We start from the raw sequence: 12722 nt of genomic DNA, 5'->3' as shown, positions 1-12722 counted from the left end.
AGGTATCCTCACCGATAAAAGAGGCGTCGCGGAACGCATACAGCACGTCCTTTTCCAGTCCCTTATCGTATGGCGGGTCCATAAAAATGCAGTCAAAAGGCTCCTGTCCCTGAAGCGACTGCAGAGCTGCATGCGCTTCCATGGGCAGGAGCACTGCCTGCTGTTCCAGCTTCGTAAATTTTAAATTCTGCCGGATACAGTCTGCTGCAGCTTTGTTCTGCTCTACGAACCACGCGCGCTCGGCGCCGCGGCTCAACGCCTCGATTCCGATCGCCCCGCTTCCGGCGAACAGATCGAGAAAACGCGCATCCGGCAGATACGGCTGAAGCATGTTAAATAAGGTTTCTTTGATCCGGTCCGTCGTCGGCCGGGTCTGTCTGCCGGGAACCGTCTTTAATGGAAGACTCCGGCATTTTCCTGCTATTACTCTCATGTTGGTCTTATTTTCGTCCTTACTGTTTTTGTTTGATGGATCAGTCGGCTTTCAACTGCTCTCTCCAGTCCAGATCTCCTCTTGCAAGTCCCAAAATCAGAGACTCCGCGGTTCCGATATTTGTTGCAATCGGGATATTGTACTGGTCGCAGGTACGGATAATTTTGTAGACATCCGGCTCTTTCGGATTGATCATCGTCGGATTGTAAAAGAAAATTACCATATCCATATCGCCGCGTTCAATCATCTCGGTAAACTGTTTGTCTCCGCCTACGCTTCCAGGCAGAAACTTGTGTACATGAAGGTTCGTCACCTCTTCAATCCGCCGTCCGGTGGTTCCGGTGGCGTACACCTCATGTTTCATGAGGATTCCCTTGTATGCAATACAGAAATCCTCGATCAGACTCTTCTTGCTGTTGTGTGCTATGATTCCAATATTCATTACTGCAAACCGCCCCTTCTCCTGTTTTTACTACCATGTACAGCAATTATAACAAATTTATTTTCAATACGCAATTCTTTTTGTGAATTTTTTACACAGTTTTTATATTTTTTTCTGCCGTTCCATTTTTCCTTCTTCTTTTACTTTCTCCGCTTTTCCGGAAAAAATACAGAATCTGGAAGTTTATTTTTGTTTTCTTTCCACATACTATGACCGTAGCAGAACAGATGAAAAACACATCCGGATCTGCTTCACAGCAGCTTTTAACAAGCACAAAGATAAAGGAGGGAATGAACATGGCGAATCGTTCATCGAATACCGCAGCAGTACCAGAAGCAAAAGGCGCTCTGGACAAATTCAAATTTGAGGTGGCAAGCGAACTCGGCGTGCCGCTCAGTGATGGCTACAACGGTAACCTGACTTCCAAACAGAATGGTTCTGTCGGAGGTTATATGGTCAAAAAGATGATTGAGCAGCAGGAACGCCAGATGTCCGGCGGTTCTTCTGGCCAGTACTAATCATCCCGGTATAACATCCTGATGCCGGAACAGGCATCAAAAAGCGTGAGCTCTTTTCTTTTCGGAAAAGCTCACGCTTTTTTCTTGCTCCTGCAGAGCTGGTACATAATACTTACAGATCAATGCTTCCGGTTACATCATCATTGATTACGTAGTAAGCAGTAAATTCCTCCGGTTTTACATAAACCTTCAGGCTCTTTAATTCTTCTGCTTTCTTGCCATATCCTTCGATCCAGATCTGCTGGATTCTCTCGTACAGATCTTTCTCCTTGATTTCTCTTCCGCCGAACTGCAGAATCATCTCCTGCTCCGCTTCTTTCTTTGCTGCTTTTGCAGGTGATTTTTTCTCTGCCGGCTTTTTCGCTGCTGCTGGTTTTTTCGGTGCAGCCGCTTTCTTTGTCGTTGTTTTCTTTGCTGTTGTGCGGGTTGTTTTTGCAGCTTTTGCTGCCGGTTTTTCTTCTGCTTTTGCAGGTGCTTCCTCTGCTGCTGCAGTTTCCTTTACAACTTCTTTTGCAACTTCTTTTACAGCTTCTTTCTCTGCTGCGGTTGTTTTTTCTGCTGCTTTGGTCTCTACTTTTACTGTCTCGTTCTCTGCTGTCTTAGCCTGGGCAGCTGGTTTTTTCTTTACCATATCTGTTTCCTCCCATTTGGACCGGCCCGGTATATTTTGGAAGAGCCGTCCTGCGAACTATCATTCAGGCGAACGCTTGACACTCACGGTCCGCACATTTTTTGATTCCTTGTTTATGATACATGAATTTTTTTGGCATTTCAAGTAATATCTGATTTCGCACGAATTTTCCACGAAATTGTACAGTCATTTTCCATACTATCCAATCAGGCTGTTACTTTTATCCGATTTTGCATTTTAAAGCCGGATTTTTTTGTAATTTTTCACAATCCAATGTCGTGGTTTTCCAGATCAAGATACGATTTCATTACCTTTTTCAGCAGTTCATGCTCCGGTTTTTCAAAATAAGGATCGTCGGCAAGCAGTTCTGAAGCCGCCTCACTCGCTTTCTGCAGGATATCGGCATCCCGGAAAATATCTGCCATCTGGAATTCCATATCCCCGCTCTGGCGCGTTCCCAGCAGATCGCCGCTGCCGCGCAGTTTCAAATCTTCCGAAGCAATATAAAACCCGTCGTTCGAATGGTTCAGGATTTCCAGACGTTTGGCGGTCTCCTGATCTTTGTTTCCGCGGATGAAAATACAGTAGGACTGATGCTCTCCTCTTCCGACACGTCCGCGGAGCTGATGGAGCTGTGCAAGGCCGAACCGTTCGGCATTTTCCACCATCATCACCGTCGCATTCGGCACGTTGACACCGACCTCCACGACTGTCGTCGAGACGAGTACCTGGATTTCTCCGCTGGCGAACCGCTCCATGATCTCGTTTTTCTGCGCCGCCTTCATCTGTCCGTGCAGCATCTCTACTGTGATGCCCGGCAGCTCTTTTTTCAGGAGCTGTGTATAGTCGGTGACGTTTTCCGCTTCCAGACCCTCGCTCTCCTCCACCATCGGGCAGATCACATACGCCTGACGGCCCAGTTCGACCTGACGCGTGATAAAGCGGTAAGCTTTTGGACGGTAAGACGTATCCACCACACAGTTTTTGATCGGCAGACGCTTCGCCGGAAGTTCATCAATCACAGAAATCGAAAGATCTCCGTACAGAATGATAGCCAGGGTTCTTGGAATCGGCGTTGCACTCATAACGAGAACATTCGGCGGTTCCCCTTTTTCAGCAAGTGCCGTTCTCTGCCGGACACCGAAGCGGTGCTGTTCGTCTGTGATGACAAGCGCCAGATTTTTGTACTGTACCTTTTCCTGAATCAGTGCATGTGTGCCGATCACCATTTTGCAGCTTCCGTCTTCCAGACTGGCATAGATTTCCCGGCGTTCTTTTGCTTTCGTGGATCCAGTCAGAAGGCGGGGATTGTATTCCGTCAGATTGTTTTCTTTCAACAGAGTGCAGAGCGATTCATAATGCTGCCGCGCCAGAACCTCCGTCGGAACCATCAGCGCCGATTGGTAGCCGTTCTCAGCTGTCATAATCATTGCAAGGAATGCCAGAATCGTCTTTCCGCTTCCGACATCTCCCTGTACCAGCCGCGCCATGCGGGTATGGCCTTTTAAGTCCCGCTCCAGTTCGCCCCACACGCGCATCTGTGCATTCGTGAGACGGTACGGCATATTTTCGATGACTTCCTCTGTCTTCCAGACGGCGCGGATCGGGAACACATTGGTAATTCCCTCCGTCTGCTCTTTTAACTGCCGCAGGGACAGGATGAAGAGAAAAAACTCTTCGAACACAATTCTGCGCCGCGCCGTTGCCAGATGCTCCTGGTCTTTTGGAAAATGAACCTCATGGAGGGCATAATTGATTTCACAGAGTTCATACCGGGCACGGATTTTCTCCGGCAGATAGTCCTGCGCAGGTGCGCATCGTTCCAGCACCTGTGCGACGGCCTTGCTCACCATCTTGTTCGTGAGACCGGCTGTCAGCCCATAAACCGGCTGAAGACTTGCCAGAAGCTCATGGTATGCGGCAGGAGTGAAGATTTCCGGCTGCTCCATCACGAGACGGCCTGATTTTTCCTGTATCTTTCCGCGGAAGATAAAAACACTGCCTTTCTTCAGCGTGCTCCGCAGAAACGGCATATTAAACCAGGTAAGCTGCAGCCGCACCGGCTCCTCGTAGAGTTCCAGGACAACGACGCTCTTTCTCTGGTTTCCTTTTACCGACGGACTGTGGACAATTCTTCCGTATACCGCATTCTTTTCCTCTTGTCTGCATTCGCGAAGGGGAACCGGCTCTGCATAGCAGTCATAATCTCTTGGATAATAATGCAGAAGCTGCTGCAAATTGTAGATTCCTACTTTTGCAAACAGCTTCTCCGTTTTTTCACCGATCCCCTTCAGTGTTGTCAGGGGTTCCGTATTCATATTTTTCTTTCCTTACTCTTATTCAACCGAAACGACACAGTAGTAAATCGGCTGTCCGCCATAGTTTACTTCCACATCGCAGTCCGGATATGCCTGCTCGATTTTTTCGCCAAGGCTTTCGGCATCTTCCTCACTCATATCTTCACCGTAGTAGATGCTGATCAGCTCGCTGTCCTCATCGACCATGGCGCGGATGGTTTCTTCTGCAACGGTAAGAATATCCTGTCCGACAGCGAGAAGTCCGTGATCGCCAAGTCCCATGATGTCGCCCTGATGGATCTCTTTCTCATCGATGTGGGTATCACGTACCGCGTACGTTACCTGACCGGTTTTCACCATCTGGATGCCCTCTGTCATGGCCTCCTCGTTCTCTTCTGCAGATTTCTCCGGCACATAGCTGATCATGGCTGTGATGCCCTGCGGAACGGTTTTGGTCGGAACAACGATGATATTTTTGTCCTCAGTCATGGCTTTTGCCTGATTTGCTGCGAGGATGATATTTTTGTTGTTCGGCAGAATAAAGATATTCTTTGCATTGACCTTCTCAATTGCAGTCAGCATATCCTCGGTGCTCGGGTTCATGGTCTGACCGCCCTCGATCAGGTAATCAACACCGAGTCCCTGGAAGATCTCTTTGATTCCCTCTCCGATGGACACGGCAATGAATCCGTTCTCCTTCGGCGGCTGTTTTGCTGCTTCTTTTCTCTTCTTATCTTCCTCTGCCTGCTGTGCTGCGATCTTTTCTGCGTTCTTGATCAGGCGCTCCTGATGCTCCTCACGCATGTTGTCGATCTTCATTCTGGTCAGCTGTCCGTACGTCAGCGCCTTGGAAATTGCTTTTCCAGGATCGTTGGTATGTACGTGTACCTTAACCAGCTCATCGTCTGCAACGAGAACGATCGAATCTCCGATTCCATTCAGGAAATCTTTGAATGCATAAACCGCTTCATCCGGAAGCGGGTTTTCCAGCATAATGATAAACTCGGTGCAGTAGCCGAATTTGATTTCTTTTTCTGTCTCTTTGGACGGTCTGACAAATTCTGTCTTTGCTTCCGGCATCTCGAAATTCAGATCAATCTCTTTCCCGAGGAACGCGTCATATGCGCCCTGCAGTACGGTTAAGAGACCCTGTCCGCCGGAATCCACAACGCCTGCCTCTTTTAATACCGGCAGCATCTCTGGTGTCTGGGAGAGCACGTACTCTGCATGCGCGAGAACGTCCTCGATGAATGCGTTCAGATCTTCGCTTTCCGGTGCAAGCTCTGCTGCTTTCTCTGCTGCTCCCTTTGCCACGGTCAGGATGGTACCTTCTTTTGGCTTCATAACGGCTTTGTATGCAGTCTCGACTGCTTTTTCCATTGCCTCTGCAAGAATCTCTGCATTCAGCTCTTGATAGTCGCGGATCTTCTTGGTAAAGCCACGAAGGAGCTGGGAAAGAATAACGCCAGAGTTACCTCTGGCACCGCGCAGAGAACCGGAAGAGATTGCCTTGGAAAGGTTGTACATGTTCACTTCTGTGAGCGAGTTTACTTCCTTGACTGCGGACATGATCGTCAGCGTCATGTTGGTACCTGTGTCGCCGTCCGGTACCGGGAACACGTTCAGCTCATTGATCCACTCTTTCTTTACTTCCAGATTTTTTGCACCAGCCAGAAACATTTTTGCCAGTAAGCCGGCATCAATTGTATTTGTAGCCACTTTCTTCATTTCCTCCTATTACCATCAGTCGATGACGCGAACGCCTTCAACCAGGATGTTGATTTTTTCAATTTCCATTCCGGTGAACTCTTCCACCTTGTATTTCACATTATTGATCAGGTTATCTGTTACGGCAGAAATACTGACTCCGTAAGAAACAATCACGTGGAAATCCAGGGAAATTTTATTTTCCGAAATCGATACATTGATTCCGTGTGTCAGACTCTCTTTTTTCAGAAGTTTGACCAGTCCATCTTTCATGTTTACCGCTGCCATTCCGACAATGCCGAAGCACTCCACAGCAACGCTGCCCGCATACAGGGCGATTACATCCGGATTGATTACGATTTCTCCCAAGCCTGTATTCATACGACCTTTCATGCCTTGTATCCTCCAATTCCATCATACTATTCAAAACACATGGAGACAGGAATAACTGACTCCACTCTACGATACATTATAACCGCTTTTCCGCAAAAAAGAAAGTTTAAAATGAAAAACCTTCAAAATTCATATAATTTTTTCATTTTTTACTTGCAAAACCGGTATAGATCTGTTAGAATGACTTATGTTGTGAGTCTAAAATGCGTTTTGACTCAAGTACGTATGTCAAGGAGGTGCAATCATGGCAAAGTGTGCAATTTGTGAGAAGGGTGCTCATTTCGGAAACAACGTAAGTCATTCACATAGAAGAAGCAATAAAATGTGGAAATCTAACGTAAAATCTGTCAAAGTTAAAGTTGACGGTGTACCGCAGAAAATGTACGTATGTACTTCCTGCTTAAGATCCGGAAAAGTAGAGCGTGCATAAGTTGAATGGTTAAAAGGCCTTTCCAGTCCGGGAAGGCTTTTTTGCTGTTCAAAAATAGAATTAAGATTTTAAAAAAAGTTCTGGTAAGAGCAAACAGGACATAAGTTTTCGCTTATGCCCTGTTGTGCTCTATTTTTTATATTTTAAAAGGGAGAAAAAAATAGCGTGGTCTCTTAAGCTGAACCTGCCAACGATCCATATGCTTAGCAAAAGAAAAAGAGCATCCTACCGAAACTTTCGTTCTGGTAAGACGCCCTCGTCTTGATCTATGATATTAGTATAGTTGGCTGATTCATTTAAGATGGACTTATTATAGCGCAGCTTTCTTCATTTTGCAAGTATTTCTCTGTACAAATCAGCCAGTTCATTTCCGATCTTTTTGTGCATCTTTCACTATTCCCCTGTATTGCAGAACAGATGATATCCCACGCACAGCAGCAGAGCGGCCGCAAGAACCGTAAGAAATGAGCTGCGGATCATCAGGCTGATGAGAAGCCCGACCCCCATCCAAAACAGCAGAAAACCTAAAATTCTGCACAAACGAGCTTACTCCTTATCCGCCTCTTGGTTTATTATATGCTCTACTTTCTCTGCGGTATACCCGTCCTCTTCCTTTTTGCCGGTAAAGCGGCTGATCAGATCCGGAGCCATGTCAATGATTTTGGTGACAGCATCCTGGTTTTTGATGTTGACCAGACGCGTTCCGTTTTTGCTGATGACAAGAACGGCGCTCGGAGAAATTTTTCCGCCCATACCGCCTCCTGCATTGTTCTTTGCATTTTCTGCGAATGCACCCGCTCCCACGCCGAAGGAAACGTCTACCAGCGGCAGAAGAATCGTATCATCAATGTGGATCGCCTCACCTACGACCGTCTTTGTTGTGATAAAGCTGTCCATTCCACGGAACAGTGCTTCTACGGTATTCTGAAATGTGTTGTCCTTTTCTGCCATCTTTTAGGCCTCCTTGTGTTTGAAATGTCGTATGGTTTTCCGAAGATTCTGATCCCGGAATAATCGAAGTGCAATGCCGGCTGCTGTCACAGCCTGAAAACTTCCTTTCATCCGGACATCGCCCTGGAGAATTTCCTGTTCGAAATCCGGCTGGATGGAAAGGTCTTTCGGCAGTTTTCCATAAATCATACCCAGAATGCCGAGTGTCTCTCCGGTCAGTGCCGGATCGTCAAATCCGAACCGGACTGTGCCGGTTACTTTTTTCGGTGCTGCTTTCTTCAGGAAATAAAGCACTTCTTTCTTTGCATGGAGCAGCGCCTCACGGAACATCTTCGAACGGAAGAATTTTTTCACACTCTCCCACTTTCTTTTTAACCGTCTGCCTGCCTGGATTTTCTGCTCCAGTTTTTCAAGCAGACGGAACGGAAGTTCCAACAGCCGGAAAGCTGTCTGCAGCAGACGGCTGGCAAGATTCAGCAGTTTTTCCGGAAGATATTCGATCCTTCCGAAAAACCGTTCCAGAATGCTTTTTTTCGGCGCATCCGGTTCCTGCTCTTGCTCTGGCTGCTCCTTCTGTGCTGTCACCTTCTGCTGTTTTTCTGTCTGGTCCGGTTCTTTCTGCTCTGCTGTTTTTTCTGCTTCCGGCGCATTTTCTGTCTCATTTTCCTCCGTCCGGGGCACGGACGCTTCTCCCCGGCGGATCTTTTTCAGCCGCCGTTTCCATGTTTCCAGTGATGCCCCGAAAAGCAGAATCTGCGCCTCCGGCTTCTGTTCCTCATACGAGGCCGTCAGCGCGACAGCTCCGAAAAGCCACGATACTCTTCCGCTCGCTTTTACGCAGGCAAATCCCTCTTCTTCTTTCAGAACCTGCGCCCGGTAGCAAAAAGGAAGAAACAGGACGGTGCAGACGATAAGAAGCACGAGAAACAGTAAAACAAGGAGTAAAATCCCCAGTGCCTTCAAAATCATGAATAGTATATGTATCATTCACATCCCTCAATCCGGTTCAGCAGCCATTCCCGGATTTTTACTTCTCCGGTTTCCCGATAAGTTTCCAATGCGATCGCCTCCACAAGCTCAAAAGCTTCCTCGCGCGACACGGCAAGTCCGACAATCATCGGACAGTTTCTCCGCACGGCCGGCTGCAAAAGCAGATCCGCCGGAATTACATCCAGATTGTTCTGCTGATTGGAAGGCAGTGTGAGGAGCCAGACTCCCGGAACTGCTTTTTTGTTCTCAATCCGGCGCATCCATTTTTTCTGTTTCTTTTTTGCAGTATCCCCGACGTACAGATTTTTATACCAGTTTACCATATTTTCCCTGAGCCTGTGGCTGAACCTTCCATAAATTTGCTCTCTTCAGTTCCAGATACTCCTGATAGGCCTTTTCCAGAATCTGCCGTTCATTGGAAAACTTCAGCAGATGATATGCTTCGTGATACTTGTAATAGCCCGAATCCACAAAGTATTCTTCTCTCTGTGGACGGCTGTAGTAGCCGGATGAGACCATCAGATACCAGTGCACCTCTTTTTCCACGGTGTCCTCCGGAATGCTGAAGCTGTACTGGCTTTTTCCCACGTACTTGATGATGGTGCCGTGTACGCCGGACTCCTCATATACCTCGCGGACAGCAGTCTGTTCATGGGTTTCTCCCGGCTCAACGGTTCCTTTCGGCAGAACCCAGCCTTCATATTTGTTGCGGTAGCTTTTGTAAAGCGTCAATATTTTTCCACGGTAGATTACGATACCTCCGCAGCTTACTGCTTCGATCATACGTTTTAAGCTCCTTCTGGCTTTTTCCATTCCCTGACAGCTCTTTTCTTCCCGCTTGCCGCCAGATCTTCTGTTAAAAAGTATACCTCTTTTCCCGCCCCCGCGCAACCTTAAAACCGCATCCTTTTTCTAACATTTTTCTAAAAATTCAGAAAACGCGCCCGAACCCATCCTTTCCGGTTCGAACGCGTTTTTTTCATCGTTTACTGCTGTGCATAATATGCTTCAATTACCTGTCTTGCAATCGGTACAGCGACTTCACTCGAATATCCGCCGTTTTCTGCCACAACAGCAATGACAATATCAGGATCATCCGCATTGGAGAATCCGACAAACCAGGAATGCGGTGTCTCTCCGTCGCTTCCGTGTTCTGCGGTTCCTGTTTTACCGGCGATATTGTACGGCAGATCCGAAAGTGAAACTGCAGTTCCGCTCTGGACAACGCCTTTCATCAGCTCTGTCAGCGTATTGGCTTCGCTCTCGGACATTACCGTGCCAAGAGACTCTTTGTAAAAGGTTTTGACTGCCTGTCCGTCCGCAGACACAATGTTGTCCACATAACGCGGTTTGATCATTTCTCCGTCATTTGCAACCGCGGAGGCGATCAGTGCCATCTCCATCGGTGTTACCAGCGTATCGCCCTGGCCAATGGAGGTCTGCATCACAAGAGCATCCGCCGTTGTCGAATCAAGGTCGAAAGAACTTTTGCTGGTCGGAAGCTCCAGATCCAGACGGCTGTTCAGATACAGGGAATCCGCCAGCGAGCGGAAGGCATCTTTATCCAGCCCAAGGCCAATCTGTGCAAAGGCAGAGTTGCACGAATGTGCAAACGCACCTGCAAAATCTTCCGGTCCATGCACTTCACCGCCGGAGCAGTGAATCGTATAGTTTCCTGCTGTCAGCTCACCGTCACAGTCGAACGAAAAACCGTCCAGTGTGCCGTTCTGACGGAGATACGCAAGCGAAGTAACAATCTTGAACGTAGATCCCGGCGGATATCTTCCCTGCAGACCGCGGTTCAGAAACACGCCGCTCTCATCGTCTGCGTTCAGTGCCTCCCAGTCCTCATCAATCGTATTAGGATTAAAAACCGGATTGCTCACATTGGCAAGTACACGGCCCGTTTTTGCCTCCAGCACGACAACTGCACCGCGGTATCCGTCCAGTGCATCGGCCGCGGCCTGCTGGAGTGTTGTATTCAGCGTTGTATAGAGACTGTCTCCCGGGTTCTTCGCATCGCTGAATTCATTCTTTACCTGCTTTAACTTACTTGTATGGGACTCCATCAGCATATAGTTGTAGGAAGATTCGAGGCCGCTGTTTCCTTTTCCCGTGTAGCCAACCACCTGCGCAAACAGGCTGCCGAACGGATACGTTCTTACCTCATCCCCGTTTTCATCTGTCGTCGTCTTTGCCAGTTCCTGGCCGTCCGCAGAATAGATTGTTCCGCGGATCACGCGCTCTGCATAGTTATTCTGTCTCGTATTGTAAGAACTATTCAGAAATTCTTCTTTCCGCACGACATTAAAGTAAACGAGATACGCGATCAGCCCAAGAAACATGGCCACGAACAGGAACGAAACGATCAGATACGGCCCTGCGCCGTTGTTTGCCGCCTTACCAGTGGAGGCTGTTCTCGGTCTGCTCTTCGATCCGCCGTTCGAATTCATCCGGCTGCTCGCGGTACTTCTGGCGGGTTCCCTGTCCGTCGTTCCGGCTGCCGCTCTTCTTTCGTCTTTCGGTCTCTTCGTCCGGGCGTCGTTTTTTCTTGGCGCCTGGGTCGTTTTTCTGCTGGTTTCGTTTCTTCTTGTTTTGTCTTTTCTCAAGCTCCTCACCTTCGTCTTCCCTTAAGATGTACAATCCCTGAATGATCGACAGCATCAGCACCGTGGAGAACATAGAGCTTCCTCCATAGCTGACCAGCGGCAGCGTGATACCTGTCATAGGAATAAATTTAATGGTTCCTCCGATGGTGAGGAACACCTGTGTCGCATATTCCGTTCCAAGACCCATGGCAATCAGTTTGTAGAACCGTTTGCTCATCTTCATGGAAATATTGATAATCAGAAGGAATGTGGACATGCACAGCAGAATCAGGCAGATTCCGAAGATAATGCCCATCTCCTCACAGATCGCACAGAAAATAAAGTCTTTCGTTGCAACCGGGATAATGTCAGGCCGTCCCTCGAAAAGGCCGGTTCCGAACCATCCGCCGGAGCACATGCCGAAGAGTCCCTGTGCTAACTGGCTGCTGATATCCCAGTTTCCGATCGGATCCTGCCAGAGTGCCACACGGTTCCGTACATGGGAAAACAGGAAATACGCCACAACGCAGGCGGCACTCATTCCCGCAAGTCCCAAAAGCGGATATCTGGCTTTTCTCGTTGCCACATAGATTACAACCACGTACGCCATAAAGAAGACGAACGCAGTTCCAAGGTCGGTGGATGCAACAAGGATCAGCACATGAACTGCCGCAACGACCGTTGCTTTCACAACGTTTCCAAAGGAATTATCCTCGCGCAGCATGCCTGCCATAAAGAACACGAGTGTGATCTTGGCAATCTCGGAGAGCTGGAACGTAATGCCGTGGATTTCGATCGACAGCTTCGCACCGCCGGAAGTAAAGCCAAGCACCATAACGACGGAAAGCATGGCAATTCCGAGCACAGCGTAAATCCAGGTCAGATTTTTCAGAAACTTGCCCTTTCGGACAATGACCGGAATGATGAAGCAGAGCAGTGTGGATGCCGCCAGAATTTTGTACTGGGACATCGCCTTTGACACGCTCAGTCTCGTCAGAATAATCATGCTGATCGAGAGCAGCATACACATGTTGTTTACCAGGATCATCGATGCCTTCCGGTAAATCAGGCGGTACAGGATCTGTACGCCCAGGATATACGCCATCGTGAGCAGAAACATCTGAATCGTTGATACTTCGCCTTCCTGCAGGAACATCACGAAGAAACAGATGAAATTCATCAGAATGATCATGATGATCTGCCGCATCAGAATGTAATGGCGCTCATCCTCATCCCGCTCTTTGAGTGCAGCAAACGACTGCACGGTAAAACAGATCATGAGGAAGGTAATCACATATTTTGATAACTGAACAATGGTATTTTCCATAAATTCCCCTTATTT

At 48.1% G+C, this 12722-nt stretch carries 15 protein-coding genes; 2 read left to right on the top strand and 13 right to left on the bottom strand.

Features of this window, described 5'->3' with window-relative positions:
- Together rsmD and DXB83_RS02670 are read right to left on the bottom strand one after the other, a co-directional pair.
- The coding region (gene rsmD, locus DXB83_RS02675) for a 16S rRNA (guanine(966)-N(2))-methyltransferase RsmD (RefSeq protein ID WP_243108828.1) at window positions 1–433 on the bottom strand (433 nt) is incomplete at its 3' end.
- A gap of 40 nt (window positions 434–473) precedes the next feature.
- On the bottom strand, window positions 474–875 hold the full coding sequence (locus DXB83_RS02670) for a methylglyoxal synthase (RefSeq protein ID WP_022461890.1): 402 nt from the start codon (window positions 873–875) through the stop codon (window positions 474–476).
- A 296-nt stretch (window positions 876–1171) separates the two neighbouring features.
- Here DXB83_RS02670 and DXB83_RS02660 point away from each other — a divergent pair, with 296 nt between their 5' ends.
- Window positions 1172–1393 (top strand): alpha/beta-type small acid-soluble spore protein, encoded by a 222-nt coding sequence (locus tag DXB83_RS02660; protein ID WP_022461891.1) that lies wholly within the window; start codon window positions 1172–1174, stop codon window positions 1391–1393.
- A 112-nt stretch (window positions 1394–1505) separates the two neighbouring features.
- On the opposite strand, the gene DXB83_RS02655 is transcribed toward DXB83_RS02660, so the two are convergent.
- The 4 genes from DXB83_RS02655 to DXB83_RS02640 all read right to left on the bottom strand — a co-directional run bounded on the left by DXB83_RS02655 (window position 1506) and on the right by DXB83_RS02640 (window position 6421).
- The gene (locus tag DXB83_RS02655) at window positions 1506–2024 is read right to left on the bottom strand and encodes a DUF6465 family protein (protein ID WP_117508993.1); all 519 of its coding nucleotides are present in this window, start codon (window positions 2022–2024) and stop codon (window positions 1506–1508) included.
- Window positions 2025–2287: 263 nt separating this feature from the next.
- A complete protein-coding gene (gene recG, locus DXB83_RS02650; RefSeq protein ID WP_117508994.1) occupies window positions 2288–4342 on the bottom strand; it encodes an ATP-dependent DNA helicase RecG in 2055 nt (684 codons plus the stop codon).
- Window positions 4343–4360: 18 nt separating this feature from the next.
- On the bottom strand, window positions 4361–6040 hold the full coding sequence (locus tag DXB83_RS02645) for a DAK2 domain-containing protein (protein WP_117509157.1): 1680 nt from the start codon (window positions 6038–6040) through the stop codon (window positions 4361–4363).
- A gap of 24 nt (window positions 6041–6064) precedes the next feature.
- Window positions 6065–6421, bottom strand: coding sequence for an Asp23/Gls24 family envelope stress response protein (locus DXB83_RS02640; protein WP_022461895.1), 357 nt, complete (start codon window positions 6419–6421; stop codon window positions 6065–6067).
- Window positions 6422–6665: 244 nt separating this feature from the next.
- Here DXB83_RS02640 and rpmB point away from each other — a divergent pair, with 244 nt between their 5' ends.
- Entirely contained in the window at window positions 6666–6851 is a 186-nt protein-coding gene (gene rpmB, locus DXB83_RS02635; protein WP_022461896.1) for a 50S ribosomal protein L28, read from the top strand.
- Window positions 6852–7244: 393 nt separating this feature from the next.
- On the opposite strand, the gene DXB83_RS16630 is transcribed toward rpmB, so the two are convergent.
- From DXB83_RS16630 to DXB83_RS02605, 7 genes are all read right to left on the bottom strand, one after another.
- Window positions 7245–7391: a hypothetical protein gene (locus tag DXB83_RS16630; RefSeq protein WP_167622772.1), complete on the bottom strand. Its 147-nt coding sequence runs from the start codon at window positions 7389–7391 to the stop codon at window positions 7245–7247.
- A gap of 6 nt (window positions 7392–7397) precedes the next feature.
- Window positions 7398–7802, bottom strand: a complete 405-nt coding sequence (locus tag DXB83_RS02630; RefSeq protein WP_022461897.1) for a GerW family sporulation protein — start codon at window positions 7800–7802, stop codon at window positions 7398–7400.
- 3 nt (window positions 7803–7805) lie between these two features.
- Window positions 7806–8789 (bottom strand): DUF2953 domain-containing protein, encoded by a 984-nt coding sequence (locus DXB83_RS02625; protein WP_117508995.1) that lies wholly within the window; start codon window positions 8787–8789, stop codon window positions 7806–7808.
- Window positions 8786–9115 (bottom strand): hypothetical protein, encoded by a 330-nt coding sequence (locus DXB83_RS02620; RefSeq protein WP_022461899.1) that lies wholly within the window; start codon window positions 9113–9115, stop codon window positions 8786–8788. Before DXB83_RS02620 ends, DXB83_RS02625 begins: the two co-directional genes overlap by 4 nt.
- Window positions 9099–9575 carry an NUDIX hydrolase gene (locus DXB83_RS02615; RefSeq protein WP_117508996.1) on the bottom strand — a complete coding sequence of 159 codons (477 nt, stop codon included), beginning with the start codon at window positions 9573–9575 and terminating at the stop codon, window positions 9099–9101. The genes DXB83_RS02620 and DXB83_RS02615 overlap by 17 nt, the downstream gene beginning before the upstream one ends.
- Window positions 9576–9778: 203 nt before the next feature.
- Window positions 9779–11137 (bottom strand): peptidoglycan D,D-transpeptidase FtsI family protein, encoded by a 1359-nt coding sequence (locus DXB83_RS02610; RefSeq protein WP_179964624.1) that lies wholly within the window; start codon window positions 11135–11137, stop codon window positions 9779–9781.
- Between the two features lie 55 nt (window positions 11138–11192).
- Window positions 11193–12707, bottom strand: a complete 1515-nt coding sequence (locus DXB83_RS02605; protein ID WP_117508997.1) for an FtsW/RodA/SpoVE family cell cycle protein — start codon at window positions 12705–12707, stop codon at window positions 11193–11195.
- Window positions 12708–12722 lie beyond the last annotated feature (15 nt).

This window comes from Blautia sp. OM06-15AC (genome assembly GCF_003481425.1).
GTDB classification, from domain to species: domain Bacteria; phylum Bacillota; class Clostridia; order Lachnospirales; family Lachnospiraceae; genus Fusicatenibacter; species Fusicatenibacter saccharivorans.
Note: the sequence above shows the minus strand (reverse complement) of the source record. Positions and strands in the feature narration are given on the sequence as shown.

What these genes read in the sequence shown, in the direction of transcription:
- DXB83_RS02620 (WP_022461899.1), bottom strand. Translation starts at nt 9,115, where the DNA reads ATGGTAAACTGGTATAAAAATCTGTACGTCGGGGATACTGCAAAAAAG.
- DXB83_RS02630 (WP_022461897.1), bottom strand. Translation starts at nt 7,802, where the DNA reads ATGGCAGAAAAGGACAACACATTTCAGAATACCGTAGAAGCACTGTTC.
- recG (WP_117508994.1), bottom strand. Translation starts at nt 4,342, where the DNA reads ATGAATACGGAACCCCTGACAACACTGAAGGGGATCGGTGAAAAAACG.
- DXB83_RS02625 (WP_117508995.1), bottom strand. Translation starts at nt 8,789, where the DNA reads ATGATACATATACTATTCATGATTTTGAAGGCACTGGGGATTTTACTC.
- DXB83_RS02670 (WP_022461890.1), bottom strand. Translation starts at nt 875, where the DNA reads ATGAATATTGGAATCATAGCACACAACAGCAAGAAGAGTCTGATCGAG.
- DXB83_RS02615 (WP_117508996.1), bottom strand. Translation starts at nt 9,575, where the DNA reads ATGATCGAAGCAGTAAGCTGCGGAGGTATCGTAATCTACCGTGGAAAA.
- DXB83_RS02655 (WP_117508993.1), bottom strand. Translation starts at nt 2,024, where the DNA reads ATGGTAAAGAAAAAACCAGCTGCCCAGGCTAAGACAGCAGAGAACGAG.
- DXB83_RS02605 (WP_117508997.1), bottom strand. Translation starts at nt 12,707, where the DNA reads ATGGAAAATACCATTGTTCAGTTATCAAAATATGTGATTACCTTCCTC.
- rpmB (WP_022461896.1), top strand. Translation starts at nt 6,666, where the DNA reads ATGGCAAAGTGTGCAATTTGTGAGAAGGGTGCTCATTTCGGAAACAAC.
- DXB83_RS02610 (WP_179964624.1), bottom strand. Translation starts at nt 11,137, where the DNA reads ATGTTTCTTGGGCTGATCGCGTATCTCGTTTACTTTAATGTCGTGCGG.
- DXB83_RS02640 (WP_022461895.1), bottom strand. Translation starts at nt 6,421, where the DNA reads ATGAAAGGTCGTATGAATACAGGCTTGGGAGAAATCGTAATCAATCCG.
- DXB83_RS02660 (WP_022461891.1), top strand. Translation starts at nt 1,172, where the DNA reads ATGGCGAATCGTTCATCGAATACCGCAGCAGTACCAGAAGCAAAAGGC.